Source organism: Vibrio diabolicus, from assembly GCF_011801455.1.
GTDB lineage: Bacteria > Pseudomonadota > Gammaproteobacteria > Enterobacterales > Vibrionaceae > Vibrio > Vibrio diabolicus.
In genome coordinates this window covers 286,272-311,999 of the sequence record NZ_CP042452.1, presented here as the reverse complement: position 1 = coordinate 311,999, position 25,728 = coordinate 286,272, and the positions used below count along the sequence as shown (strand labels likewise).

Below are 25,728 nucleotides of genomic sequence, written 5' to 3'. Positions count from 1 at the left end.
CGATAGTAACCGAGAAGGATTTCACTATGCATCAACATGAAAAATTGAATTACGTCGAATTTGGTTCCACCAATATTAACGCTACAAAACAATTTTTCGAGCGTACCTTTGACTGGACTTTTATCGATTATGGTCCTGAATACTCTGCATTTTCAGGACAAGGGTTAGATGGCGGATTCTTCAAATCTGAGTTTGTAAACCAAACCGCAAATGGTGGCGCACTTTTAGTGTTTTATAGCTCAGATATTCAGGCCACGCAGATAAAAGTTGAGCAGCATGGTGGAAAAATTATCCGCCCTATTTTCGAATTTCCCGGCGGCTGCCGATTCCACTTCACCGAACCAAGTGGAAATGAATTCGCAGTATGGTCGGAGAGCCATTAGTACTTACCCCAACAACACTTCCACACCTAGCTTTTTGATTTGCTCAAGGTCGCTTTTCGGAGCGGCTTTGTCAGTTAACAACACCGATATTTCGTTGGTATTGCCAATTGAAGAAGGATAAATCTGTCCAAATTTACTGGAGTCCGTCAGTACGATGTTACGTCTATTCTTTGCCAGAATGGCCTCTGCGATGTCGGCACGCATCATGTCTCGGCTAGTAAAACCAGTGTCTTGGTGAAATCCGTCGATACCCAAGAAAGCCGTGCTGAAGTGAATGTTCTCAATACAGAGTTTGGTGAGCGGGCCAACGAGGCTCTCACCTTGATGCTGATACACACCACCAAGCAAGATGATGTTAGCTGAGGTGTTACGGATGAGATGGGCGATGTACGCCGATGGGGTAATGATGGTCACATCGCCGCGTTCAGCTAAAGTGCGAGCCAAGAGCGCATTAGCACTGCCGCCCTCGATCAATACGGTTTCGTTTGGTGATACCAAGTCCGCCGCTTTATTTGCAAGTGATTGTTTAATATCGAAACGGACTTCTAATCGGGTATCAATATCATCACTTTGCAATGCGGTAGCTGCGCCGTGTACGCGCTTTAGATAGCCCTGTTGCTCCAGAAAATTCAAATCCTGCCTGATGGTCACGCCCGACACGCCGATAATGTCAGAAAGCTCCGTGACTTGAACGCGTTTACGATCATTCACTAATTGCAGGATTTCATTTTGTCTTGGGTTCACAGGCTCACTCCTTATTAATGAGCTTGCAGTATACGCCCGAACACTTTCATATGAAAGCAGCCTGTGAACGATAGAAATAAGCTAAGTCGCGTTACACCGTAAGCTCTAGACGGTTGCCATCCGGATCTAATACGCAGCTTTCGTAGTAACCATCACCCGTTTGTCTCGGACCGTCGATCCATTGGTAGCCATCATCTACTAAGGTTTTGGTTAATTGATCCACCGCCTGCTCTGATACTAAAGCGAAGGCAAAGTGTGCTAATCCTGTTACCTGCATCGCATGAGATTTTTCACAAGCGGTCACACCTTCCATCGACATTAACTCCAATCGCGCTCCACTTTCAAACGAAAGAAAGTAAGATGAAAACTGCTTAGTTGGGTTGTGGTATTTATCGTTAGACACCGCGTTAAAATATTTCTCATAGAAGGCTTTTAACTCTTCCAAACGTTCTGTCCAAATCGCGATATGTTCAATTTTCATTGGGATTCCCCTTAGCTCTTAACTGCGCTCAATCTAACGAGGAAAAGCAGCACAAAAAAGAGAGCAAATCACCACCGAGTTGTTCCTGTTTTATGTCCGAACTGCTCATCGATGAGTCATTAAATCTATGGTTGGAGTTGTGTTTGAGCGAAAGTGATGTCCATAATGGCGCAAAGTTTTACAGGATAAAATGATGGAAGAGATTTACTTCGCAGGCGGCTGCCTTTGGGGCGTGCAAGAATTTATGCGCCACCTTCCGGGCGTAATTGGCACCGAAGCAGGACGAGCAAATGGCACGACGGATAACACTCAATCCGAATACGATGGTTACGCAGAATGCGTGAAAACCCAATTCGACCCTGAACAAGTTTCGGTTGAAACTTTAATGGGGTATCTGTTTGATATCATCGACCCGCACAGTGTTAACAAGCAAGGTGAAGACGTAGGTGAAAAGTACCGTACCGGTGTTTATAGCCAAAACGAGCAACACCTAACGATTGCTAAAGCGTTTATCGCAGCAAGACCGGATGCCGATAAAATCGCCGTAGAAGTGCTGCCACTCACAAACTACGTGCCAAGTGATGATGAGCACCAAGACCGACTCACGCGCTTTCCAAACGACTACTGCCATATCCCGTTAGATTTGCTGCATAAATATAGAAATTAATGGCCAGCTTTTATCACTGTTTCTATTATCTCAAAACTAAGAGGCGCAACGCCTCTTTTTGCATCCTAACCAGGGCTATTGATCCTCCTCCAGTTCATTTTCATGTCCAGTTATTTATTTCAAAATAACTGGAATATAAATCACATAATAAATTTTATAATATTCCGCATTATTAATGACGGCTATCACACTTAAGATTGAGTGATACAAAAGTATAGTTATTGGTTTTTTTTTACTATTTCCGAAAACCACTTCATTAATTAAATTTGACTCATTACTTCAGTACCAATGAGTCACAAAATGATTACAGAACTAACAAACGTCAATTTAATTAACGGCAACTTTCAAGCAAATAATAAAAAAGAAGTCTTTGAAGAGCTAGCACAGATGCTATTCGAAAATAATCGAATCAGTAGCAAAGAGGCTTTTTTAACCGACATCGAAGCACGTGAAGCATTAAGCGTGACTTCAATGGACGGCATCGCCTACCCACACGCAAAAAGCAAAGCGGTTACAGAGCCTGCAATCGCCGTTGGCGTAAAGCACGAAGGCATCGAGTATGGCGACGAAGAGGGAGTCAAACCAACCGTATTCTTCATGATTGCTTCACCTGATAACGGTACCGACCACCATATTTATGTTCTTCAAGAATTATTCGGAAAATTTAGCGAAGAGTTTATTGAAGATATTCATAACGCAAAAGACGAAAACCAAATACTAAATATTTTAATTAATTCATAAGGCGTGAAATTATGAGTACAATCACAGCTCAAGCTAGTAATAATAGCGATTTCAAAAAAATCCTAAGTACCATGAAAGGTCACCTTTTATTCGGTACTTCTCACATGCTTCCATTTATCGTTGCGGGTGGTGTACTACTGGCTCTGGCGGTAATGGCATCCGGTAAAGGTGCGGTTCCTGCAGACGGGTTATTGGCTGATATTTCTAATATCGGTATTAAAGGTCTGGTGTTGTTCCCAATTATTCTTGGTGGCTTCATCGGTTACTCAATTGCAGACAAACCAGCACTAGCGCCAGCGATGATCTCTTCTGGCATCATGGCTGACATGGGCGGCGGCTTCCTAGGTTGTATCGTCGCTGGTTTTATCGCTGGTGGTGTAGTTCTACAACTTAAGAAGATCCCTCTTTCTGCTAACATGACTGCGTTGGGCGCTTACTTCATCTACCCACTTGTTGGTACGCTTATCTCTGCAGGTATCGTTCTATGGGGTATCGGTGAGCCAATCAAGATCTTCATGGCTTCTATGAACGAATTCCTAGCTTCTATGGCTGGCGCTTCTAAAGTGGTTCTAGGTACGATTCTTGGTGGTATGACTGCATTCGATATGGGCGGTCCAATCAACAAAGTAGCAACGCTATTCGCTCAAACTCAAGTTGATACTCAACCATGGCTAATGGGTGGTGTTGGTATCGCAATCTGTACGCCTCCTCTAGGTATGGCGCTAGCAACATTCCTATTCAAGAAGAAGTTCACTAAGCAAGAACAAGAAGCAGGTAAAGCAGCAGCAATCATGGGTTCTATCGGTATCTCTGAAGGTGCTATCCCATTCGCAGCAAACGACCCTGTACGCGTTCTTCCTTCAATCGTTGCTGGTGGTATCGTTGGCTGTGTGTTCGGCTTCCTAACAGACGTACTGCTACACGCACCATGGGGCGGTCTAATCACAGCTCCTGTATCAAGCAACATCCCAATGTACGTTGTGGGTATCGCACTAGGCTCACTAACAACAGCAGTTATCGTTGGCTTCTGGAAACCAGTTGCTGAAGAAGAAGCAGAAGACGAAATCGTAGAAGCAGCACCTGCACAAGCTCAAGCGGCTCCAGCAGCAGGCGAAGGCGAGTACGACATCGTAGCAGTAACATGTTGCCCATCTGGCGTAGCACACACATTCATGGCAGCGAAAGCACTAGAGAAAGCAGGTGCTGCAGCAGGTCTGAAAATCAAAGTAGAAACTCAAGGTCAAAACGGTATCCAGAACCGCATCACTGACCTAGATGTAGCAAACGCGAAGCTGGTTATTCTAGCTCACGATATCCAGGTAAAAGACGCTCACCGCTTTGCAAAAGCAAACGTTGTTGAGTGTTCAACGAAAGAAGCGATGCGTAACGCAGCGACTCTTGTGAAAGCTTAAACCTTAAGCTCCTCCCCCTAAGAGCCCTTTCCCCCAAAGGGCTCTATTTCAAGTTTTTAAGTTTTAGTAATACCCCTGATTTTTTAATTATATAACCCTACAATTTACAAGGCTTTAAAAATGGAATTCAAACCTTCCCTACTCGCTTGCGCAGTTATCAGTGGTCTAGTCGGTCTGACTGGCTGTAACGACGACACAACCAACATTTATGAAGGTGGTGATACCAACCCTGCACTGCCGGATATTCCTGACGACGGCAAGCCAGTATGTCCTCCAGTTGGCGATGGCGACTGTGATGACAAGCCAAACCCAGAAACACCTGAAATCGACATGGGCGTTCACATCCCAGTAGATTTCGCCGATATGGACGTAACACGCTACGTCAACCCATTCATCGGCACAGGTAACCTAGGCAACACCTACCCTGGTGCAACCACACCACACGGCATGGTTCAGCTTTCTCCAAACAACGGTTCTAACGGCTGGGAATACATTTCAGGCTACTACTACCACGACGCACGTACTTCCGGTTTCTCTCATACCCACCTTTCCGGAGCAGGTGCTGGCGACTTGAACGACATTCTCGTCATGCCAATCAACTCGCGTTCGGATTACATGATTGATGAAGGTTCAGCAACGCTAAACCTAGAAGCGTCTCGCTTCCAACATCGTGACGAGCAAGCGACAGCAGGTTACTACAAAGTCGATCTATTGGATTACGACATCAAAGCCGAGTTAACGGCGTCGGATCGCGTTGGTGTGCACCGCTACACCTTCCCTCGTGATGAAAAGTCAGAAATCATCGTGAACACTGGCTTCAAAATTAACTGGGACTACACCTCTGATTCTTACTTGAAATGGGACAAAGACAATAACCGTCTAGAAGGTCACCGTTTCTCTGACGGCTGGGCACCAAGCCAAAAAGAATTCTTCGTGATGGAATTCGACCAACCAATCAAAAACGTTCGCTTTGCTTACTACGATAAAGAGCAAGGTCGTTACATGGACGTGCCCGAAGGCATTGCAGAAATCGGTAACGAGACACGCGGCAAGTACCAATACGCGCGCGCTTACGTTGAATTCGACACATCCAAAGACGGCTTAACGGTTGAAGCGAAATTAGCGCTATCAAACGTTGAGATTGGCGAGAACGGTAAATCAGGTGCTTCTCTTAACATGACAGAAGTTGCGGGCATGAACTTCGACCAAGTACGCGAAGCGGCAACAAAGAAATGGGAAGACGAACTCGGCAAGATCCAAGTCTCTGGCGACGAAGATTACAAACAGACGTTCTACACCGCGATGTACCACTCGTACCTAGGTCAAACCATTCACTCTGACTTAGATGGTCGCTACCGCCAAGTTCACCAAGGTCGTAATGCTTACCCAGATGGCAACACACCTTGGGGCGATAAGATCGATACGCTGAAAGAGTCAATTCGCACTGCCGATGCCAACAAAGATGGCAAAGCAGACTTCACGCGCTATGACACTTTCTCGTTGTGGGATACCTACCGCGCGGTTCAACCGCTGTCTTCGATTCTTGAGCCAGACCGCCTAGCAGACGTGGTGCTGTCTATGCTGTCTTACGCCGAAGAAGAATGGGTGGATGACAAAGGCAACGTGCGCAAAGGTCGCCTGCCTGAGTGGACATTCAAAGGCAACGAAACCGGCATGATGATGGGCATGCACTCAACGCCTGTGATTCATGATGTGTTGTCGAAAGGCTCACTAGAAAAACGCATGATTGATCTTGGCTTCACAGAAGCTGAACGCAAAGACGTCAAAGAGCGCTTAGTTGAAGCAATGATCACTGACGCGCGTGCCGCAACGAGCCAAGGCGTAGCATGGATCAAAGAATACGAAGAACAAGGTTACGTGCCAGCGCAACTGCACGACACTCCACCAGATTCTTACGGCGGTCACTCACCATTTAAAGATTCTTGGACAGCATCTTACTCGCTTGAATACTCAATGAACGACTGGGCAATCGCACAATCGATCAAAGAAGTCTTTGGTGAAGAAGATCCACGCTACACCGAGTTCGCTAACCGTTCTAAAAACTGGCAAGCGCAATTCGACTTCGGCGGTAAGCAATACCAAGGTTGGTTCAAAGCCCGTGACTACGATGGCGAGTTTATCGATGCAGGTTGGGTAGACCCAATCACTGGTCGCGCGGTGGGTAAAGACTGGCGTCCAGATATGTTCAACTGGTCATTCTCTGAATCGAACGGCTGGCAATACTCGTTCAGCGTTCAACACGACATTCATGGCTTGATTGACCTGATGACACGCTTCGACAAGACACAAAACCCCGAAGCAGAACGCGGTGACTTGTTCGCAGCTCGCTTGGATGAGTACTGGTCAACCTACCCAGATCGCAACGCAGGCGACAACCAATTCCCAGTGTTCAACACAGGTAACGTTGGTCAGCACGTTCAAGGTAACGAACCAGATATCCACGTTCCTTACTTGTACAACTACGTCGGTCAACCTTGGAAAGGTCAGGCAGCCATCGCCGCAGCAACCAACATTTGCTACAAGAACACCGCTGACGGCATTTGTGGTAACGACGACTTCGGTACGCTCTCTGCGTGGTTCGTGTTCCGTGCACTTGGCTTCTACCCAGTGAACGCTTCTTCTGGCATCTACGAAATCGGTACCCCGCTGTTTGAAAGCGCGTCTATCGATGTTGGCAACAACCAGAAGTTCACGGTTACCGCGAAGAACGTTAGCCGCGAAAACATCTTCATTCAATCGGCTCGCTACAACGGCAAAGACTTCAACCGTACTTACCTGACTCATGCCGAAATCATGTACGGCGGTGAGTTGGAGTTCGTGATGGGCGACAAACCAAATCAACGTTGGGGCTCTCTAGAGCAAGATCTTCCACCAGCACAAGGCATCGGTGAGTTCTTGCATGAAGACGAGATGCCAGCAGGTTCTCGTTAATCCCAATAGTGACAACTCAGCCGGGGGAGCGCATCTCCCGGCTATCCCTACAAGCAAATTTTATAAGCAGTCCTTTATAAACAGTCTCTTATAAAAACTTTTTATATACGAATAACGACAAAACGGTATGCACATGTTTAAACGTAATCTTATCTCTTTGGCTATCCTGGTTGGTCTGACGGGTGGCTTGGCTGGCTGTAACAGCGACAACGATTCTTCCTCTTCACTGCCGGGCGATCCAATTGTTGATCTCGCGGTGTTGAAATACGTCGATCCAATGATCGGCACAGCGGCATCTGGTCATACATTCCCGGGCGCGACGGTACCGGCAGGTATGGTTCAACTGTCTCCAGATACTTTCATCGGCTCTAACACAGACCATGAATCAGGGCTTAACCCTTGGCACTCGGCATCTGGCTACTGGGATTCATCCAACTACGAAACTGGCGAAGTAGTTAACACTGATGTTCCGCTGTACGGCTTCTCCCATACTCACCTTTCAGGTACAGGCGCAACGGACTTAGGCGACATCTTGGTTCTGCCATACGCAGACATGGCGAACACACAACTGAACTCTTTCGACAAAGCCAATGAAGAAGCAAGCGCAGGCTACTACAAAACCAAGCTAAACCAAGGTCAAATCGAAGTGGAACTGAGCGCAACCAAACGCGTTGGTTTGCACAAATACACCTTTGCTGATGGCGCAGACCGCAACGTGAAGTTCGATTTAGGTCATACCCTAATGAACAACAACGGCAAATCTTTGAAGAACAAAGTAGAAGTGGTGGACGAATACACTATTCGTGGTCGTAAAACATCAACTGGTTGGTTCCAAGGGCAAGATCACCAAGGTCAGGACATCTTCTTCTACGCGAAATTCAACCAACCAATCGCCAAAGCACTGTTAGGCGAACAAGACCTAGAACCAACGCGCGAAATGCGTAATGGTGCGGTTTACTCAGGCGATGATCTGACTGCTTACCTAAACTTCGGCACAGGCGAAGAGCCAATTGAAATCCGCGTGGGTATCTCTCCAGTTAACTGGCAAGGCGCACAGAAAAACTTAGAAGCGGAAGCGCCAAGTTTCGACCTAGCAAAAGTAAAAGAAGACGCAGAATACGCGTGGGCTGAGAAGCTAGCAAAAATCAAAGTAGAAGGCGGCACTGACGCAGAGAAAACCAACTTCTACACTGGCATGTACCACATGATGATCGCACCAATCGAGTTTTACGATGTGGATGGTCAATACGTGGATATGCTTGGCACAGTGCGCACACTGAAAGATGGCGACACACCAAACTACTCGATTTACTCAACGTGGGATACGTTCCGCGCAGTTCACCCAATGTGGACCATCATCGACCCAGACCAAGCAACGCTATACGTGAAAGACTTGATTCGTAAATCCAACGACGAGTTTGGTCTATTGCCGAAATGGGAAGGTCACGGCTCAGAAACCGGCACCATGATCGGCTACCCATCGGCTGCGATTCTGGGCGACGCGGTAACCAAAGGCTTGATTGATGCAGAGCAAGCTTACACCGCATCAGTGAAATCAGCTCGATACACACCGCATGAGTACCCACAGATTCATGACGACATCCTAAGCTCACTCATGGCAGGTCAGTTGAACTACCACGAGAAAGAACAGTGTGTTCGTTACCCGAACTGGAACTCAGTGTCGTACTCGTTGGAATTCTCATTCTACGATTGGACGATCGCAGAAATGGCAAAAGCCGCTGGCGATATGGACGCGTATGAAGAGTTCAAAGCTCGTTCTTACAACTCTTTGAAACACTGGGATGCAGAAGCAGGTAACGCAGACGGCACGGGCTTCTTCGTACCAACAGAACTGAAAGAAGGCGACCCATGTGCGCTGAAATACGCTTCAACTGATTTCGACCCTTACAAGTCTGACGCGTTCTACTACACAGAAGGTAACGCGTGGCAGTGGCAATGGGCGTTCATGCAAGACTTGGATAAGCTGACTGAAATCATGGGCGGCACGCAAGGTCTGAACGACAAACTGAACAACCTATTTACTGCCGATCCAAATGGCGGCGAAGCGCACCAAGACATGACAGGCTACATCGGTCAGTACATTCACGGTAACGAGCCTTCGCACCACGTCATCTACTTGTACAACCGTACTGAAGAGTCTTACAAGGCGCAGGAATACCTAGACCAAGTTTATGACCAGCTCTACAAACCGACACCAGACGGCATCATCGGTAACGAAGACGTAGGTCAGATGTCGGCGTGGTACTTGATGTCAGCACTGGGCTTCTACCAAATCTCGCCAACCGATCCAACCTACAGCATCGGTCGTCCAATCTTCGACAAAGCGACGGTAGACATTGGCTCTGGCACCTTCACGGTAACGGCTGAGAACAACGGTCCAGACAACATGTACATCAAAGAAGTGACCATCAACGGTAAGCCTCTGGATGTGTACAACACCTTCCAGCACAGCGAATTCAAAGCAGGCGGCGAACTGCACTTCGTGATGACGGCTGACAAGTCTGAAGCAATGCAAGCCAACCTAGGCGAATAATGATTTTGAGGGGACCTCGTGTCCCCTTTTCTCGTGGAATAAAAACAATGAAACTAAAAAGAACCCTACTCTCTACCGCAGTGTTAACCGCCATGCTTGGTCTTGCTGGTTGTGGCAGCGACTCTGATCCGGAAACTCCGGTTATCTCTACCCCTACTTTGGAATTCGTTGATACCTTGATCGGCACTAAAGGTCTTGGCAACGTTAACCCATCTCCAGTTATGCCAGAAGGTATGATTCAACCTTCACCAGATAACTTCGATCCAAACGGTTGGAATGGTAAAGGCTCGCCTGTTGAATACGATCCTGTGCACAGCCTGCTTTCTGGCTTCTCAATGACCCACATTTCCGGCGCAGGTAAAGGCGACCTAAACGACTTCGCTTTCTTGCCATACACAGGCTTTAATACCGATGCCGTGACCATGGATAAAAGCTCGGAAGTGGCAGAAGTTGGTTACTACTCGGTTGACCTTGTAGAAACCGGCGTAAAAGCTGAACTGTCGGCAACAGACCGCGTGGTGTTCCAACGTTACACCTTTAAGCCGGGTGAAGATCGCAAAGTACGTATCGATCTTCAACACGAACTGTTGGAGCAATACGGCAACCACTCTCGCAGCATTTACTACAAACGCGTTAACGACACTACCGTCGTAGGCGCGCGTACCTCAAACGAATGGGGTCAATGGCAAACCGTGTTCTTCGCGGCAGAATTCTCTGATCCAATCATTGAAGAAAACCTGTACACCAAGCTGGCTTCTGAGAGCAAACTGACTCCAACTGACGCTACCGAAGTCGGCTTGGAAGATTACCGCGGCTACGCAGAGCACAAACCAATGCCGGGCGAACCAGAACCTGACCCAGAACGTTTGGCAAAACGCGCAAACGATGTCCTGACACATTTGAACTTTGGTAAGAGCGACGAGCCATTGGTGGTCAAAGTAGCGATTTCTGGCACTGGTGTTGACGGCGCACTGAAAAACCTAGAAGCAGACACCAACGGCTGGGATTTCGACAACGTCGTACAACAAAACCGCGTGGCTTGGGAAAACATCCTTGGCGAGTTTGAACTGGAAGGCGGCAACAAAGCTGACAAGACCATGTTCTACACCTCGCTCTACCGTACGTTCGTTGCTCCATTCCTATATCAAGACGTGGATGGCAAATACCGTGGCATGGATGGCAAAGTGCACCAAGCAGAAGATGGCTTAGTGAACTACTCAGTGTACTCAATGTGGGATACCTTCCGCGCCGCACACCCACTAAAAACCATCATCGATAAAGACCGCGCAATTGAACACGCACGCGATCTATTGAACAAATACCAAACGGGTGGCGTGCTGCCAAAATGGGAACTGCACTCGGATTACACCGGTGAAATGGTCGGTCATCCTGCGGTTTCGGTTATCGCCGATATCATGGTCAAACACCCAGAAGCCTTTACCACTGCTGAGTTTGATTTGGCACTGAAAGCCGCTGACGAAACAGTCAACTTCAACCTTGATAAAACAGAGAGCTGGGTACCTTACCAAGATGCTTGGAACGGTGACAAACGCTTCACGGTCATGACGCGTCATAACGACTACCAAGAAGACGTCGGCTTTATTCCAGCCAATACCAAATGGGCGCCGGATTCTGGTGACAAACCGGGTTACGTGGAAGGCTTGAAAGTCGATAAATACGACGAGCTCGTGAACGAGTCGGTGTCTTACGGTCTTGAGAACGCTTACTACGACTGGTGTATCGCCCAGATCGCTAAACTTGCTGGCAACGACCAACAGTACGACCGCTACATGGCACGTTCTGAATCGTTCAAGAACTACTTCGATTACAACCCAGAACAATACGGCAAACTGCAAGACACCAAAGGCAACGCATTGGGTGCAACGGGCTTTATGCGTCCGGCTTACATGAACAGCGGCAGCAAGGTTTGGGCAAATAACCTGAAAGCCGAATGTTTGGACGAGAACATGGCGTTGTCTATCCCAGACGGTATGGACTACAACGCGTGTAAAGACCGCAAAGCACTCAACGAAAGTGACGTGTTCTGGCCTTACCGCGCCGAACACCGAGGCGAAGACTTTACTGAAGGCAACACATGGCAATGGACATGGTTTGCACCGCACAACCTGAACGGTCTGGCTAACGTGATGGGCGGTGAGCACATCGACCGTACTGACTTCTCTCTTCCTGAAGACGTAACCGATCAAGGCAAAGCGGCATTCTTAGCCAACTTGAATGCGCTGTTTAATGCGGACTCCAACGCCGATACGAGCCAATCACACGACATGTCTGGCTACATCGGTCAATTCGTGATGGGTAACGAGCCTGATCACCACGTTCCTTACCTATACAACTGGACGGCGGAACCTTGGAAGACACAAGAAATTGTCGACCAAGCGATGAACGAGTTCTACCACCCAACGCATGAAGGTCTGATTGGTAACGAAGACGTCGGTCAGATGTCGGCGTGGTATGTGATGTCTGCATTGGGCTTCTATCAAGTCACTCCGGGCGAAGCAAGCTACACCATCGGTCGTCCTCTGTTCGACAAAGCCGTGATTCCAGTCGCGGACGGTAAATTCACCATCACCTCAGAAAATAACAGCCAAGAGAGCATCTACGTGAAGTCGGTGACCATCAACGGCAAACAATTGAGTGACAACTTCAGCTTCGCGCACAGCGATTTGAAAGACGGTGGTGAACTGCATTTCGTCATGACTTCAGACAAATCTGAAGCGATGAAAGCGCAGTAACCGATACCTATCCAAATAACGAAAGGGGGCATCGAGCCCCCTAAAAACTTCACTTCAGTGGAACCATAAAAATGAAACTAAAAAGAACCCTTATCTCTACCGCTATACTCGCTACCATGTTTGGTCTTGCTGGTTGTAACAGTGATGACGACAACAGCAAATCTGGTATTCCATCCCTCGACACCACACTAACTCAATACGTCAATCCATTGATTGGTACAGGTGCAGATGGTCACACCTTCCCGGGGGCGGTTGTGCCTTACGGTTTAGTGCAACTTTCTCCTGATACCGAAATGGAAGGCTGGGGCTCTGCTGCAGGCTACTTCGACCACGGCAAGCTGACTGAAATCCCAGTGTATGGCTTCTCCCACACTCACCTTTCTGGCACAGGCATTACCGATCTTGGTGACATCTTAGTTTTGCCTTTCACCAAGAAAGAAAACGCCGTTTTCAATACCTTCGATAAAGACAACGAAACCGCAGAAGCGGGTTACTACGCGGTTGAACTGAACAAAGGCGAAATCAAAGCTGAGCTAACTACCACGCAACGTGTTGGCTTCCACCGCTACACCTTCAAAGAAGGCACCACGCCACACATCAAGTTCGATTTAGACCACACCCTCAACAAAGGTCACTTCAACAACCGCACCATGAAGGGTGATTTAGAGTTCATCGACGCTTACACCATTCGCGGTTTACGTAGCTCGAACGGTTGGGCGAACAACCAGCACGTTTACTTCTACGCCACCTTCAACCAACCTATTGTCAAAGCCATTGCTCTAGTTGACGGCGCAGAAACGGAAATCGATGTAAACAACGACAACATCGACGCAGTGAAAACCATCGCTTACCTAGAATTCGCACCATCATCAACACCGCTAGAAATCCAAGTAGGCTTGTCACCAACAGGCACAGAAGGTGCGGAGAAAAACCTAGAAGCAGAAGCGAAAAACGTGTCATTTGATACTGCGCGCGCTCAAGCCAACGACGCATGGCACCAAGAGCTTAGCCGCATGATGGTATCTGGCGGCACGGAAGATCAGAAAGAGATCTTCTACACTGCGCTTTACCACGCCTCTATTGCTCCAATGATTTTCCAAGATGTCGACGGCCAATACCCTGCGATGCGTACTCGCATTCAAAAAGACGCGGGCGACACACCAAACTACTCTGTGTACTCCATGTGGGATACTTTCCGTGCAGCGCACCCACTGAAAACCATTATCGACCCAGAACGTGCCGAAGAGTTTGCCAACGACCTGATTCGTAAATACGAAGACGGTGGCATTCTGCCGAAATGGGAACTGCACAGCCATTACACGGGCACTATGATCGGCTTCCCAGCGGTTTCTATCATTGCTGACGCGATGGCGAAAGGCTTAGACATCGACCCACAACTGGCCAAAGAAGCGGCTGAGTTTACGGTGCGTTCCCACGAGGCGTCTGAATTCCCAGATTGGACGGAAGACAACAACATCGGCGCAGCAAACGTTGTGCAAGTGAAGGTGTACGAAGAAAACGGCTTTGTTCACCACGGCTACTGGAACAGTGCGTCATACACGCTTGAGTTTGCTTACGGTGACTGGGCAATGGCAGAAATCGCGCGCATGGCTGGCGATGTAAAACTGCAAGAAGAGTTTATGACTCGTGCCGACAACTGGCTTAACCATTGGGATGCAGAGACTGGCTTCTTACGTCCGAAAAACCACCCGCTAAGCTCATCACCAAACAAACCGCCTTTGGAGTTCAACCAACCAATTGATGAAGAGCGTTTGGATGAGTGTGAAATGGTTGAGTGGCCAGAAGGCTCGGGCGTGATGAAAGAGAAATGCCCGCTGCTACCATTCGACCCTTACTACGTGGACGAGTTTGCCTACACCGAAGGGAACGCGTGGCAATGGAAGTTCCAACCAATGCACGATTTCAATCGCCTGAAACAAGAAATCTACCAAGCCGACTTAGCGCAAGGCAAAGACACTACGCCAGAGAAAGCCTTCCGTGAAGACTTGGACGAGCTATTCAATGCGCGTTCTTCAAACACAGGTGAAGAGCTACCAGACCTAACGGGTTACATCGGTCAGTACATGCACGGTAACGAGCCATCGCACCACACTCCTTACTTATACGCGCTAACGGATGAGCCATGGAAAGCGCAAGAGTACCTAGACCGCATCATGTCAGAGATGTACACCAGCGAGCCAACCGGTTTGATTGGTAACGAAGACGTGGGTCAGATGAGCTCTTGGTACTTGATGTCAGCAATGGGCTTCTACCAAGTGACGCCTGCGGATCCGGTCTACACCATCGGTCGTCCTATGTTTGATGAAATCACCATTCCAGTGGAAGGCGGCGAGTTCACAGTCATCGCAGACAACAACAGCCCACACAACAAGTACGTGAAGTCCGTAACCATAAACGGCAAACCGCTGGATGCCAACTTCACCTTCAAGCACAGCGAAATCAAAGCGGACGGCGAGCTTCACTTCGTCATGACGGGTGACAAGCAAGAAGCGCTTCAAGCTCAGTAACGTTTTATGTAATTCGTGTTTAAAGAATAAGCAGATAGATTAACTCAGTGGCAGGAAGTGACTCGCTTCCTGCCTAAGGAATCAAGATTATGAACTTTACGAAAACCGCTATCGCCACCGCTGTGATTGCGAGTGTTATTGGTTTGGCTGGCTGCAACGATGACGACGATAACACCTCACCAAGCGTTGATACTTCCAACCTAAAATACGTCGACCCATTCATTGGTACCGGCTTTAACGGACACACATTCCCGGGTCCTGTTGTGCCAGAAGGCATGGTGCAACTTTCTCCAGATACCGAGCTGATCGGCTGGCACTCTTCATCAGGTTACCACTTCGATAAAAAGACTCTATTTGGCTTTTCACACACTCACCTATCTGGCACTGGTATGGGCGGCTTAGGTGACATTCTGTTCCTGCCGTTTACCGAAGACAAAGCCAAGTACATCGAAGACAGCGACGACTACCGCGAAGCGATTTCAGTCAAGATGGACAAAACCTCAGAGGTGGCAGAAGCGGGTTACTACTCGGTGAAGATTGCTGAGAACGGTATCAAAGCTGAGCTTACTGCGTCTGAACGGGTCGGCTTCCATCGTTACACCTATCCGCAAGGTCAACCACAACGTCTGAAGATAGACCTCAACTCCATCCTTAACAGTGACTGGGGTTCGACCTCTCTGCGCAATAAACTGACGGTGAGCGAAGACGGTCATACCATCACGGGCGAGCGCGATGCAGCGCACTTCTCTGGCTGGGCGAAAAACCAAAAAATCTTCTTCTATGCGACTTTCGATAAGAAGATCAAAGACGTCTACATCCTTGCTAATGGTGAGCCTGTTGACGGCCTAACGGCAGAGCACGTTTCTGAATTGATTTACGATGACCAAGGCAATGCTATCAAACGTGTAAAAGCGGACGTCACTGCCTACATCGAATTTGAAGATGAAGGCTCACAAGAGCTGAATGCGCAAGTGGCGTTATCTGCGGTTGACCCTCAAGGTGCAGAAAACAACTACGATGCCGAAGCGAATGTCTCTTTCGATACTGCACGTAACAACGCACGCGAGAAATGGGCAAAAGCACTCAACTTCTCTATCGAAGGGGGTACGGAAGATCAGAAAGAGATCTTCTACACTGCGCTTTACCACACCAAGATTGCGCCGATGGTGCATCAAGATGTAGATGGTCGATTCCGTGGCATGGGCAAAGGCTCAATTCGTGAAGGCGAAGGGGAATACTCCATCGCTTACGGTCAAGCAACGGAAGAACAGCCAAACTTCTCGGTTTACTCTCTATGGGATACCCAACGTGCATTACACCCACTGAAAACCATCACAGAGCCAACTCGCGCGGTGCAATACGCGAAGAACCTAGTTCAGAAGTACACTGAAAGCGGCTTGCTACCGAAATGGGAGCACTTAGGCGACGAGACAGGCACCATGGTCGGTTACCCAGCGGTAGCAGTGATTGCGGATGCGATCACCAAATTCCCAGAAGAGTTTACTCAACAAGAGAAAGAGCTGGCGCTGAAAGCCGCGATCAACTCTTCGACTTACGAGAACTACCCTGCATTGCAAGCCGATTGGGATCAGGGCGTATTGGATCGCACTTTAACCAAGCACATCGACTACATTGAGAAAAACGGCTTCACGCCTGCCATCCAACGTGTCGATGGTGAGCCAGTATTTGAAGACTACACGGTTGAGTCTGTTTCTTACGGTCTGGAAAACGCGTTCTACGATTGGGCTATCGCGCAAATCGCCAAAGCAGCCGGTGATACTCAAGCGGAAGAGCAATACCTTGAACGCTCAAAAGGCTACAAAAAGTACTTCGATTACAACCCAACGGAATACGCAGAACATGGTGTAACTGGCTTCATGCGCCCAGTGATGATTGATGAAACCTTCATGACGCCATTCGACCCATACGGTACAGAACACGAGACAGGCAACTACACCGAAGGTAACGCGTGGCAGTGGACTTGGTTTGTACCGCATGACATCGCGGGCTTGAAGACCATCATGGGTGGCGATGCTGAATTCCAGAAAAACCTAGAAGCCACCTTCACCGCAGAAAGCCAAGGCACAGAAACACCGGATATGTCTGGTTTGATTGGTCAAGTTGCGTTTGGTAACGAGCCTTCGCACCACATTCCTTACCTATTCAACTGGACTGCAGAACCATGGAAGACGCAACAAGTCGTCGACCACATTCTGGATGACATGTACTTTGCTGCTCCAGAAGGCGTCATTGGTAACGAAGACGTAGGCGCAATGTCCGCGTGGTATGTGATGTCTGCATTAGGCTTCTACCAAGTAAACGCAGCAGAACCTATTTACACTGTGGGTCGTCCGCTATTCGACAAAGCGGTGATTCCGGTGAGAGGCGGTACGTTCACCATCACCACAGAGAACAACACCGATGACAACATATACATCAAGTCTGTCACCATCAATGGCAAAGCTTTGGATAACGGTTTCTTCTTCGACCACTCCGAGTTCAAACCGGGTGGTGAGTTGCACTTCGTGATGACGAGCGATCAATCTGAAGCGATGAAAGCGCCTCAATAACCTTCACTTGAAATGTGTTCCTCAGGCCAAATCAGTCTGAGGAACATAAGTTCAAATCAATCCCTTCCACTAATGATAGTGTCATTTCTGCTGCCGGAACTTCTTTGCAACCCGACGAATTTTGTCCGCACCACAACGGCGTAAATTCATCTCGGTTTTGCTTCTCCATAAGCACTCTTAACTGAGTCATTTCAATGGAAGCATATGGGAATTTCGGCGCAGACTCACAGATGTAACCTAGCTCCGACATCGCGCGATTCACAATGCCTCGTGCTGGCCGACCCGAGAAAACATTAGTCACCGCCGTATGCTGCGCGCGCTCACTGGCAATCGCATATCGATGTAAAGACGAGGTTTTTGCCTCATCACACAACAAATAGGCGCTGCCAACCTGCACGGCACTTGCTCCTAACTTTAGCGCGGCTTCAACACCGCTTTTATCGGCAATTCCTCCTGCTGCAATAACAGGTAAATTCACGCGCTTAACGATTTGCGGTAACAACGCCATCAAGCCTAATTGAGTAGATAAATCATCCGATAAAAACATGCCTCGGTGTCCACCAGCCTCCAAGCCTTGAGCGATAATACCGTCAACGCCTTTTGCTTCTAGCCAAAGTGCTTCGTCCACCGTGGTCGCTGACGAAAGGATCTTCCCGCCCCACCCTCTAATTCGAGCTAACAGATCATCGTCTGGCAAACCAAAGTGGAAACTGATCACTGGCGGTGCAAATGGTTCAATCGCGTCAGCAATATCATGATTGAAAGGCATCCTTGTCGGAGCGTTTGGCTGAGCCTGTACGGTTGCACCAACTTCAGAAAAATACGGTTGCAGCGTTTTTTGCCACTCTTCGTGCTTGTTGGCGTCGTATTCCGGCATTTCATGGCAAAAGAAGTTGAGGTTGAACGGTCGATTGGTCGCCTGTTGAATAAGTTGAAGTTCTTTAACGATGGCGTCTTTATTCAGCATTCCACAAGGTAACGAGCCAAGCCCGCCAACATTACTGACAGCTATGGTCATTTGGCTGTCTTGCACGCCGGCCATTGGCGCTTGAATAATCGGTAACTCTGTTCCCAAAAGTGTATTAAATACCTTGTTTATCATGATCTTTCCTTGAAAACTTAACCTTTACCTGTGATGGCTCTGCGCCATAGTTATCCAGACTAGACTTTCACATGATTAACCACTTATAAAGTTAAAGTGATGCATTTGTGCGCTATGCACTTTTGATAGAAATGACAAAGGGAGCACATGGCTCCCTTGATGTAGTGGCGAACAATAATTGAAATGGCTATCGTGCTACATCTGATTCAAGCTCTAATTCTGCAACAGAAAGCATGGCAAACTCTTCTTCGGCAGTTGCTGCCACCAATTTGTTGCGGCTGTATAAACCATAATAAACACCACCGATAAGAAACAATCCCATTGTCATGAAAAAGGCAGAGGGATCAAAAGCATAAACACCTGTCATTGCGATCAAAGAAAGCACCAGAGAAATACTCGAAGTGATTACCCCGCCAGGCGTTTTATATGGGCGAGCTAACTCCGGCTGTTTAATTCGCAATAAAATATGGCTCAAGGACATTAATGCGTACGATACCGTCGCACCGACAACTGCCATCGCCAAGATTAAGTCCCCCTCTCCCGTAAGGGAAACCAAGAACCCAAAAACGCCCGGAACCAAAAGCGCACGAGAAGGCACTTTTTTGTCACTGGTTAATGACAAAGTTTGCGGCAAATAACCCGCGCGGGAAAGCGCAAACACCAAGCGACTGTAACCATAAATGATAGAGAAGAAAGAAGCGATAAGACCAGCCAATCCAAGTAAGTTCACGGCCATTGCTATCGTTGAATTGCCTGTAAGCTTCAGCGCGTCAACTAATGGCACCGCGCTATCGCCTATGACCTTTGAACCAACCGCACCAGCCAAAAGAACGACTACTAGAGTTGCGGTTAGTAATAAAAACAACATCGCACCAATGATGCCTTTTGGAACATCTTTTGCCGGATTTTTTGCTTCCTCTGCCGCTAAAGGTACACCTTCAACCGCAAGAAACAACCACATTGCAAATGGCAACGCCGCCCATACGCCATACCACCCAAACGGCAAGATTTCTGTTGCCTGAGCCGTCGCCGGAGCAATATCGAATAAGTTATTAACATCAAAGTGACCAATAAGCACAGCAGCAGTGATTAGAATAGCTAGCACAGCCAAACCGCTGATGACCATCATTACTTTGAGAGCTTCGCCAACACCTGCCATGTGAATAGCGATAAAGACGGCGTAGAAAAGTGCGTAAACAACAGGGCCATCGATACCAACCAATTCATTCACTGCTGAGCCAATAAAAATTACTATCGCAGCAGGTGCGAGCGCATATTCAATCAAAACTGATAAGCCCGTGAAAAAGCCACCTGTCGGCCCCATCGCCTGTCTTGCGAAGCTGTAACCACCACCCGCAGCAGGAATAGCCGCAGACATTTCAGCTAAAGACAATACTAGCGTGAAATACATTACTGCCATCGCGATAGCAGCAATAAGAAAGCCTCCCCATCCTGCTTGAGCGATGCCAAAGTTCCAACCGGCAAAGTCACCTGATATAACATACGAGACACCTAAGCCAGCAAGTAAAATCCAACCTGCGGTGCCTCTTTTTAGCTGCCTTTTGGCCAAGTACTCCTGATGTTTAGACATAGTAAATCCTTCTACTTTGATGAAATTAAAAAGTTGTCGCTGTGTTTATCTTCAATGCTTGCGCCACTTGGCTCATTGATGTCGGAGCGATCTTTCAGGTTCACTCCTGACAGTTGTAATTTTCGAGCCTCTTTGAGCAAGTAAAATGCGCGTTCACAGGCATCGTCATAATTGAGCCCCTGAGGGCGCACATTGGAAATGCAGTTTCTTTGGGAATCTTTAGAGCCTCGTTTAGCCCCCCAAGTGAGATACATACCCATGCTATCCGGAGAAGTTAGACCGGGCCTCTCTCCAATTAAAACCAGCACGGCCTTGGCGTTAAAACATTCACTAACATCATCCCCTACCGCCACTCTTCCTTGCTTTACGATTGTGATAGGTGCGAATTTCCATTGATGTTCATCATCAGCGCTTAAAAGAGAAATCAATCGAGTAACAACAGGCACGGCATGGTTTTGAATTGCGACGGAAGAAAGTCCATCAGCAATAACAATCGCAAGATCAATGTCAGTGTTATGCTCATTTGCTATCAAGTTGAGCGTTTGCCAAGAAGATTCATCGAGTTGCCGTCCTAAATCGGGCCTTTGCAGGTACATAAGTCGGTCACTCACTTGACTGCTCACTACCACCGGAGGCTCTAAGGTATTTTCAAGAATCGAGTAAGAGTCCGACAAACCAGCAACGAGAGAGTCAACATTTAAACTGCAATGCACTGCATCCATAGCTTGGGCGTGATCCAGCTGAAATGAGAGTAACTCGTTGGTTGGTACACTGTTCCCGCTGCGACCCAGAGCGATCCGAGCAGAGGTGAAGTCGCGTAACTTGCCCCAAGGGTTGTGTGTGACAACTTCAGACTCGTCTTGTGTGGACTGAGCAATGGTGATCACTTTACCCATGAGAATACCCCTTATTCAGTTGATTTATTGCTCCCGAAAACGAGCGAGAGATTTGCTCACTTAACCGAACGTCTTGCACGCTCTCGAAAATCTGCATCTCCATTAACCATTGTTCAAACTCTGGTGCGGGCTTCAAACCGAGTACTTTTCTTGCATAAAGGGCATCGTGAAATGAGGTAGTTTGATAGTTGAGCATGATGTCATCAGACCCTGGAATACCCATGATGAACGAGCACTCGGCAACACCTAATAGTGTCAGCAAGTTATCCATGTCATTCTGATCGGCATAGGCATGATTGGTGTAACAGATGTCGCAACCCATAGGTAAACCAAGCAGCTTCCCACAGAAATGATCTTCAAGCCCAGCACGAATGATCTGTTTGCCATCAAACAGGTACTCTGGGCCAATGAACCCAACGACTGTATTAACCAATAAAGGATCGAACTGTTTCGCGACAGCATAAGCACGAGCTTCGCAAGTCTGTTGATCGACCCCATGAAATGCATTCGCAGACAACGCTGTACCTTGTCCGGTTTCAAAATACATCACATTGTTTCCTACGCTACCTCGATTCAAAGACAATGCCGCTTCATGGGCCTCTTTCAAAATCGATAAGTCTATTCCGAATGTATCATTCGTTCCTTGCGTGCCGCCTATCGACTGAAAAACGAGATCGACTGGTGCACCCATTTCAATGGCTTCGATCGTGTTCGTGACATGAGTTAACACACAAGACTGAGTCGGTATTTGATAATGTTGAATCACCTCATCCATTAAGTTCATTAACTTGATAGCTTGAGGCACATTATCTGTTGCCGGATTGATACCGATAACCGCGTCGCCATTTCCGTACATCAGACCATCAAAAATGGTCGCTGCGATACCATTGAGAGAATCAGTGGGATGATTCGGCTGTAAACGAGTAGACAGGCGACTCGGCAAACCAATCGTATTCCGAAAAGCCGTGACAACTTGGCATTTTTTAGCAACGAGAATCAAATCCTGGTTGCGCATAATCTTACTGACTGCGGCCACCATTTCTGGTGTTAAACCTTGACGAATTTTAGCCAACGTTTCACCATCGGCTTCTTCACTCAGCAGCCAATTTCGAAAATCTCCGACCGTCAAGTGCTCAATCGGCTTAAAGGCTTCAAGGTCATGCGTATCGATAATTAGGCGAGTGATATCGTCGCTTTCGTATGGAATAACCGCCTCGTTGAGAAACGTTTTAAGTGGTAACTCAGACAGCGCCATTTGTGCGACTACACGTTCTGCCGCTGACTGAGCACAAACCCCGGCTAACGCATCGCCTGAGCGCTCCGGTGTCGCTTTCGCCATCAAGTCAGCTAATGACTTAAAGGTATAGACTTTACTGCCTTGTTGCCGACGATAAGTAGCCGTCATTGCTCTTCCTCTTCACTGTTTGGTTCGCTTTTTGCTGAACTATCAATAAGCTTTAAGAAAGTATTGCCAAATGTGTTCCGTAGCGTTATCAAAAACTGGCAACATTTATAAACCAATAATAAACAATGAGTTATATAAACACTGCTCCAACATGACTCACAAAAAAGGAATGAGTATCACAAGGATGAGTAACCAAATGCCCCAAACTGCACCAATGCTGTGCATCCATCACACTAAGGATGCAAACCAACAAGCTGCAAGCCTAATAAACTGGCAACAGGAATACGATCAACTCAGCGATGGCCGATTTTTAGGTCAAATTCGAGAACGACGATTTCCCAATTTCCATGTATTTCGTGAAGACAGTAACCGCTCACTAAGACAGCAATGCAGGGTTGAAGAGGGAGGAATTTGGTTGGGCTTGAGTGCGGAAAATAAGCCGCTACACCTAAATCACAGTCAGTTTAATGCAAGCCAGCTTTTGCTTAGACAAGGCGGTGCAGATTTTGAGTTAATGACACCTGAACAGTTTTCTATCTATGGGATAGTACTCGACAGAAAACTGGTTCAAATCATAGAAAAACAGCTCGAGTTAGACGGTATCGGCTGCAACACACCGCACTTAGCGGGACCAACAGAAAAGCACATTCAACAACTTAAATTCTACTTGGGTACTTTACTCGGTCCCATTGAGTCGCGATGGTCTGACAGCACACATCAGGTGGTTTTAAAAGACATCGTACTCGAACTGTTCTCAATCAGTTCACCAAGCGCAAGCCACCCGATATCAATCTCTCATCGTCAGCATGTGATGCACCGCATAAAGCAACAGCTACACGACTTAGATTACAGAACTCCGATCACCGTCAGTGAACTGTGTGACGCTGTGCACGTCAGTCGCCGAACACTGCAGTACACCTTTGAGCATTGCTGTAATACTTCGCCAAAGCAATTCATACACCGAATGCGGCTGAATCAAGTACGTAGAGTGCTACAAAGCCCTGAAGATAATCGAACAATTGCAGAAATCGCTTTTGACTTTGGTTTTTTTCATCTCGGGCAGTTCAGCCAAAGCTACAAGCGGCTATTTGGTGAGACGCCAACTGAAACGAGAAAATGGGAGTCCAGCAAATAAAATGACAGGCAGTATATTCTTTCAGATTCTGCGTTGGGGCCATTTTATGTAGTCGCAATGATTTGCTGAAACTTAGCATGAAGATCTGTAAGCGCGGCTTCAACATCCGGTTCTGCTCGGCTCAAATGTGCGATTAGCGTCATGAAGTAGCAGTCAAAAATCAACGGCATTTTGTCTTCAAGAACAGAACTTACGCTCGCAGATTGAAACAAAGCTTGGTTAAACGACTGATAATAATCCAAATCCCAAATCACCTCTTTCAACAAGGCTCGGCTCAGCTCGACGTTCGCAAAATAGTAGCGATAGTATTTCTCCGTCAGCGCCAAACCAATGTCGATAGCTGTCTTACCTTCCACACTGACTAGCGTCTCTTGGCTGATCTGTTGCAGTTGCGTCAGCATCCCTTCGCGCAAAATCGACAGTTTGGTCGGGAAGTGGCTGAACACCGTACCATCGGCGACTCCTGCTTCTCTCGCAATCTGCCTTGTGGTCGTCATGTCATAGCCATTCTGAGCAAAAGATGCCCACGCGGCTTTTAGGATTTTGTCTCTGGTTTGTTGTCGCTTCGTCATTGATGTATCTGCTTAATGAGCCTGAAAGGATCATACCTTGAGCGGCTGATATTGACAAATTGAGCGCGCTCAATTATAAAAAATGAGCACGCTCAATTTTATATAAAAACAAAAGGAATTGCTCATGTACGTATTAAACAAACTAGGCCAAGGATTGATTTTCTTGCCGACCATATTCTGCTTTTCGTATATTTTAAGACCAATATTGATGGTGATTCTCATACCAGGTGGACTCGCACTTTTGGCGTTAATCGGTGGGGCAGAAGTCAGAGCAGAACTCAAAGCCATGCTGCTTGAGGAGCTTTTTGGGGTCAGTCCATCGTACACCACCTCGAAAAAGGCGTGAGTGCGCGAGAAACGTTGGCAAGGTTAAGCAAAAAACAAAACGCGCAGGTATCGAGATCTTAATACCTGCGCGATATAGATGTTCTGACAAGAGGACTGGCGTTAATCAGTATTCATGTTTTGACCGATTCGCCATAAAACGCCACTAGGGTCAAACAAACAACATTCGCGCATGCCCCAAGGTTGCTCGACCAGCTCAGTCAAACGCGAGCCAAATTCCTCATGGCCCACTTTGGATAAGTGCTGATGCCAGCTTTCTGCGTCTTCTACGAGCAAGTGCATCATGAAGTTGTTGCCGTGTTCTGGCTCATAAAAATTCTGTAAAAGGAACGCGCAGCTGCCTTGAGAGAAGTACGCCACATCACCGAAGTCTGACGCCATATCAAAGCCTATCGCCTCATAAAAACGTTTTGAGAGCGCGTAATCTTTCGCTGGAACAAATGATTTGATTTCAACAATATTGAGGTTTTCCATTTCCAATTTCCTAAGCCCTTTTCCATCAAACTGACTGACGTAATCACGCTCTACGCCTTCTATTCGCCTTGCGTATTTTGCTGCGATGGTAGTGGTACACACTCTACCATTTGCGTTTGTAACCACGTGATAAATTTGTGTTCGAGTTCTGTACGCTTTTTATCTTGGCTCAATAAAACATAATTGCAACCTGATAGCACAAAACCAAATGGCGCGACCAAATTACCGCGCCTAATATCGTCCATAACAAAAGGATACGATCCCATCGCCGCGCCTAAGCTATCCACCGCGGCTTGTATGCAAAAATAAAAATGCGCAAATGATTGCTGAGTGTTGCCGTTGAAGGTTTCACAACGTGTTGATTGCTGCCAATCCGCCCAAGCATGTGGGGCGGGTTTGGTCATTTTCGGCGCGATGCTGGGC

The 25,728-nt window shown here is 47.6% G+C and carries 19 protein-coding genes and 1 pseudogene; 11 read left to right on the top strand and 9 right to left on the bottom strand.

The features are described 5' to 3' along the window. Window positions 1–26: 26 nt before the first annotated feature. Complete coding sequence (locus tag FR741_RS16845; RefSeq protein WP_048624733.1) at window positions 27–383, top strand: VOC family protein; 357 nt, start codon at window positions 27–29, stop codon at window positions 381–383. A gap of 3 nt (window positions 384–386) precedes the next feature. Here FR741_RS16845 and FR741_RS16840 read toward each other — a convergent pair whose 3' ends face one another. Further along, window positions 387–1,127, bottom strand: a complete 741-nt coding sequence (locus FR741_RS16840; RefSeq protein WP_167427258.1) for a DeoR/GlpR family DNA-binding transcription regulator — start codon at window positions 1,125–1,127, stop codon at window positions 387–389. A 91-nt stretch (window positions 1,128–1,218) separates the two neighbouring features. Beyond that, window positions 1,219–1,608 carry a VOC family protein gene (locus FR741_RS16835; protein WP_167427257.1) on the bottom strand — a complete coding sequence of 130 codons (390 nt, stop codon included), beginning with the start codon at window positions 1,606–1,608 and terminating at the stop codon, window positions 1,219–1,221. A gap of 193 nt (window positions 1,609–1,801) precedes the next feature. Between FR741_RS16835 and FR741_RS16830 the strand changes: the two genes are divergently transcribed. From FR741_RS16830 to FR741_RS16795, 8 genes are all read left to right on the top strand, one after another. After that, on the top strand, window positions 1,802–2,275 hold the full coding sequence (locus FR741_RS16830; RefSeq protein ID WP_167427857.1) for a peptide-methionine (S)-S-oxide reductase: 474 nt from the start codon (window positions 1,802–1,804) through the stop codon (window positions 2,273–2,275). Window positions 2,276–2,575: 300 nt separating this feature from the next. Beyond that, complete coding sequence (locus FR741_RS16825) at window positions 2,576–3,016, top strand: PTS sugar transporter subunit IIA (RefSeq protein ID WP_167427256.1); 441 nt, start codon at window positions 2,576–2,578, stop codon at window positions 3,014–3,016. Window positions 3,017–3,027: 11 nt separating this feature from the next. Beyond that, window positions 3,028–4,428 carry a fructose-specific PTS transporter subunit EIIC gene (locus FR741_RS16820; protein WP_048624728.1) on the top strand — a complete coding sequence of 467 codons (1,401 nt, stop codon included), beginning with the start codon at window positions 3,028–3,030 and terminating at the stop codon, window positions 4,426–4,428. Between the two features lie 120 nt (window positions 4,429–4,548). Beyond that, window positions 4,549–7,380, top strand: a complete 2,832-nt coding sequence (locus tag FR741_RS16815) for a GH92 family glycosyl hydrolase (RefSeq protein ID WP_167427255.1) — start codon at window positions 4,549–4,551, stop codon at window positions 7,378–7,380. A 133-nt stretch (window positions 7,381–7,513) separates the two neighbouring features. After that, entirely contained in the window at window positions 7,514–9,934 is a 2,421-nt protein-coding gene (locus FR741_RS16810; RefSeq protein ID WP_167427254.1) for a GH92 family glycosyl hydrolase, read from the top strand. 47 nt (window positions 9,935–9,981) lie between these two features. Continuing rightward, on the top strand, window positions 9,982–12,687 hold the full coding sequence (locus tag FR741_RS16805; RefSeq protein WP_167427253.1) for a GH92 family glycosyl hydrolase: 2,706 nt from the start codon (window positions 9,982–9,984) through the stop codon (window positions 12,685–12,687). Between the two features lie 71 nt (window positions 12,688–12,758). Further along, entirely contained in the window at window positions 12,759–15,215 is a 2,457-nt protein-coding gene (locus tag FR741_RS16800) for a GH92 family glycosyl hydrolase (RefSeq protein WP_167427252.1), read from the top strand. Between the two features lie 89 nt (window positions 15,216–15,304). Then, window positions 15,305–17,785, top strand: a complete 2,481-nt coding sequence (locus tag FR741_RS16795; RefSeq protein ID WP_167427251.1) for a GH92 family glycosyl hydrolase — start codon at window positions 15,305–15,307, stop codon at window positions 17,783–17,785. Between the two features lie 31 nt (window positions 17,786–17,816). Here FR741_RS16795 and FR741_RS16790 read toward each other — a convergent pair whose 3' ends face one another. The 4 genes from FR741_RS16790 to FR741_RS16775 all read right to left on the bottom strand — a co-directional run bounded on the left by FR741_RS16790 (window position 17,817) and on the right by FR741_RS16775 (window position 22,779). Continuing rightward, the gene (locus tag FR741_RS16790) at window positions 17,817–18,887 is read right to left on the bottom strand and encodes an NAD(P)H-dependent flavin oxidoreductase (protein WP_167427250.1); all 1,071 of its coding nucleotides are present in this window, start codon (window positions 18,885–18,887) and stop codon (window positions 17,817–17,819) included. Window positions 18,888–19,074: 187 nt separating this feature from the next. Then, entirely contained in the window at window positions 19,075–20,478 is a 1,404-nt protein-coding gene (eat, locus tag FR741_RS16785) for an ethanolamine permease (RefSeq protein WP_006741326.1), read from the bottom strand. Between the two features lie 11 nt (window positions 20,479–20,489). Beyond that, window positions 20,490–21,374 (bottom strand): ethanolamine ammonia-lyase subunit EutC, encoded by an 885-nt coding sequence (gene eutC, locus FR741_RS16780; protein ID WP_167427249.1) that lies wholly within the window; start codon window positions 21,372–21,374, stop codon window positions 20,490–20,492. Continuing rightward, complete coding sequence (locus tag FR741_RS16775; RefSeq protein ID WP_005388715.1) at window positions 21,367–22,779, bottom strand: ethanolamine ammonia-lyase subunit EutB; 1,413 nt, start codon at window positions 22,777–22,779, stop codon at window positions 21,367–21,369. The genes eutC and FR741_RS16775 overlap by 8 nt, the downstream gene beginning before the upstream one ends. Window positions 22,780–22,963: 184 nt before the next feature. Between FR741_RS16775 and FR741_RS16770 the strand changes: the two genes are divergently transcribed. Continuing rightward, window positions 22,964–23,914 (top strand): helix-turn-helix domain-containing protein, encoded by a 951-nt coding sequence (locus tag FR741_RS16770; RefSeq protein WP_167427248.1) that lies wholly within the window; start codon window positions 22,964–22,966, stop codon window positions 23,912–23,914. A 44-nt stretch (window positions 23,915–23,958) separates the two neighbouring features. Here FR741_RS16770 and FR741_RS16765 read toward each other — a convergent pair whose 3' ends face one another. Continuing rightward, window positions 23,959–24,486 (bottom strand): TetR/AcrR family transcriptional regulator, encoded by a 528-nt coding sequence (locus tag FR741_RS16765; protein ID WP_047008018.1) that lies wholly within the window; start codon window positions 24,484–24,486, stop codon window positions 23,959–23,961. Window positions 24,487–24,610: 124 nt separating this feature from the next. Here FR741_RS16765 and FR741_RS16760 point away from each other — a divergent pair, with 124 nt between their 5' ends. Next, window positions 24,611–24,832: a hypothetical protein gene (locus tag FR741_RS16760; protein WP_167427247.1), complete on the top strand. Its 222-nt coding sequence runs from the start codon at window positions 24,611–24,613 to the stop codon at window positions 24,830–24,832. Window positions 24,833–24,933: 101 nt separating this feature from the next. On the opposite strand, the gene FR741_RS16755 is transcribed toward FR741_RS16760, so the two are convergent. Both FR741_RS16755 and FR741_RS16750 read right to left on the bottom strand, forming a co-directional pair. Next, on the bottom strand, window positions 24,934–25,305 hold the full coding sequence (locus FR741_RS16755) for a VOC family protein (RefSeq protein WP_005395273.1): 372 nt from the start codon (window positions 25,303–25,305) through the stop codon (window positions 24,934–24,936). A 59-nt stretch (window positions 25,306–25,364) separates the two neighbouring features. Then, a pseudogene (locus FR741_RS16750) lies at window positions 25,365–25,694 on the bottom strand (LysR family transcriptional regulator); the annotation flags it as partial. Window positions 25,695–25,728: the final 34 nt, after the last annotated feature.

Bases quoted from the DNA above. Each gene is read 5' to 3' on its own strand.
- FR741_RS16845 (WP_048624733.1), top strand. From the start codon at position 27: ATGCATCAACATGAAAAATTGAATTACGTCGAATTTGGTTCCACCAAT.
- FR741_RS16835 (WP_167427257.1), bottom strand. From the start codon at position 1,608: ATGAAAATTGAACATATCGCGATTTGGACAGAACGTTTGGAAGAGTTA.
- FR741_RS16830 (WP_167427857.1), top strand. From the start codon at position 1,802: ATGGAAGAGATTTACTTCGCAGGCGGCTGCCTTTGGGGCGTGCAAGAA.
- FR741_RS16825 (WP_167427256.1), top strand. From the start codon at position 2,576: ATGATTACAGAACTAACAAACGTCAATTTAATTAACGGCAACTTTCAA.
- FR741_RS16820 (WP_048624728.1), top strand. From the start codon at position 3,028: ATGAGTACAATCACAGCTCAAGCTAGTAATAATAGCGATTTCAAAAAA.
- FR741_RS16815 (WP_167427255.1), top strand. From the start codon at position 4,549: ATGGAATTCAAACCTTCCCTACTCGCTTGCGCAGTTATCAGTGGTCTA.
- FR741_RS16810 (WP_167427254.1), top strand. From the start codon at position 7,514: ATGTTTAAACGTAATCTTATCTCTTTGGCTATCCTGGTTGGTCTGACG.
- FR741_RS16805 (WP_167427253.1), top strand. From the start codon at position 9,982: ATGAAACTAAAAAGAACCCTACTCTCTACCGCAGTGTTAACCGCCATG.
- FR741_RS16800 (WP_167427252.1), top strand. From the start codon at position 12,759: ATGAAACTAAAAAGAACCCTTATCTCTACCGCTATACTCGCTACCATG.
- FR741_RS16795 (WP_167427251.1), top strand. From the start codon at position 15,305: ATGAACTTTACGAAAACCGCTATCGCCACCGCTGTGATTGCGAGTGTT.
- FR741_RS16790 (WP_167427250.1), bottom strand. From the start codon at position 18,887: ATGATAAACAAGGTATTTAATACACTTTTGGGAACAGAGTTACCGATT.
- eat (WP_006741326.1), bottom strand. From the start codon at position 20,478: ATGTCTAAACATCAGGAGTACTTGGCCAAAAGGCAGCTAAAAAGAGGC.
- eutC (WP_167427249.1), bottom strand. From the start codon at position 21,374: ATGGGTAAAGTGATCACCATTGCTCAGTCCACACAAGACGAGTCTGAA.
- FR741_RS16775 (WP_005388715.1), bottom strand. From the start codon at position 22,779: ATGACGGCTACTTATCGTCGGCAACAAGGCAGTAAAGTCTATACCTTT.
- FR741_RS16770 (WP_167427248.1), top strand. From the start codon at position 22,964: ATGAGTAACCAAATGCCCCAAACTGCACCAATGCTGTGCATCCATCAC.
- FR741_RS16765 (WP_047008018.1), bottom strand. From the start codon at position 24,486: ATGACGAAGCGACAACAAACCAGAGACAAAATCCTAAAAGCCGCGTGG.
- FR741_RS16760 (WP_167427247.1), top strand. From the start codon at position 24,611: ATGTACGTATTAAACAAACTAGGCCAAGGATTGATTTTCTTGCCGACC.
- FR741_RS16755 (WP_005395273.1), bottom strand. From the start codon at position 25,305: ATGGAAAACCTCAATATTGTTGAAATCAAATCATTTGTTCCAGCGAAA.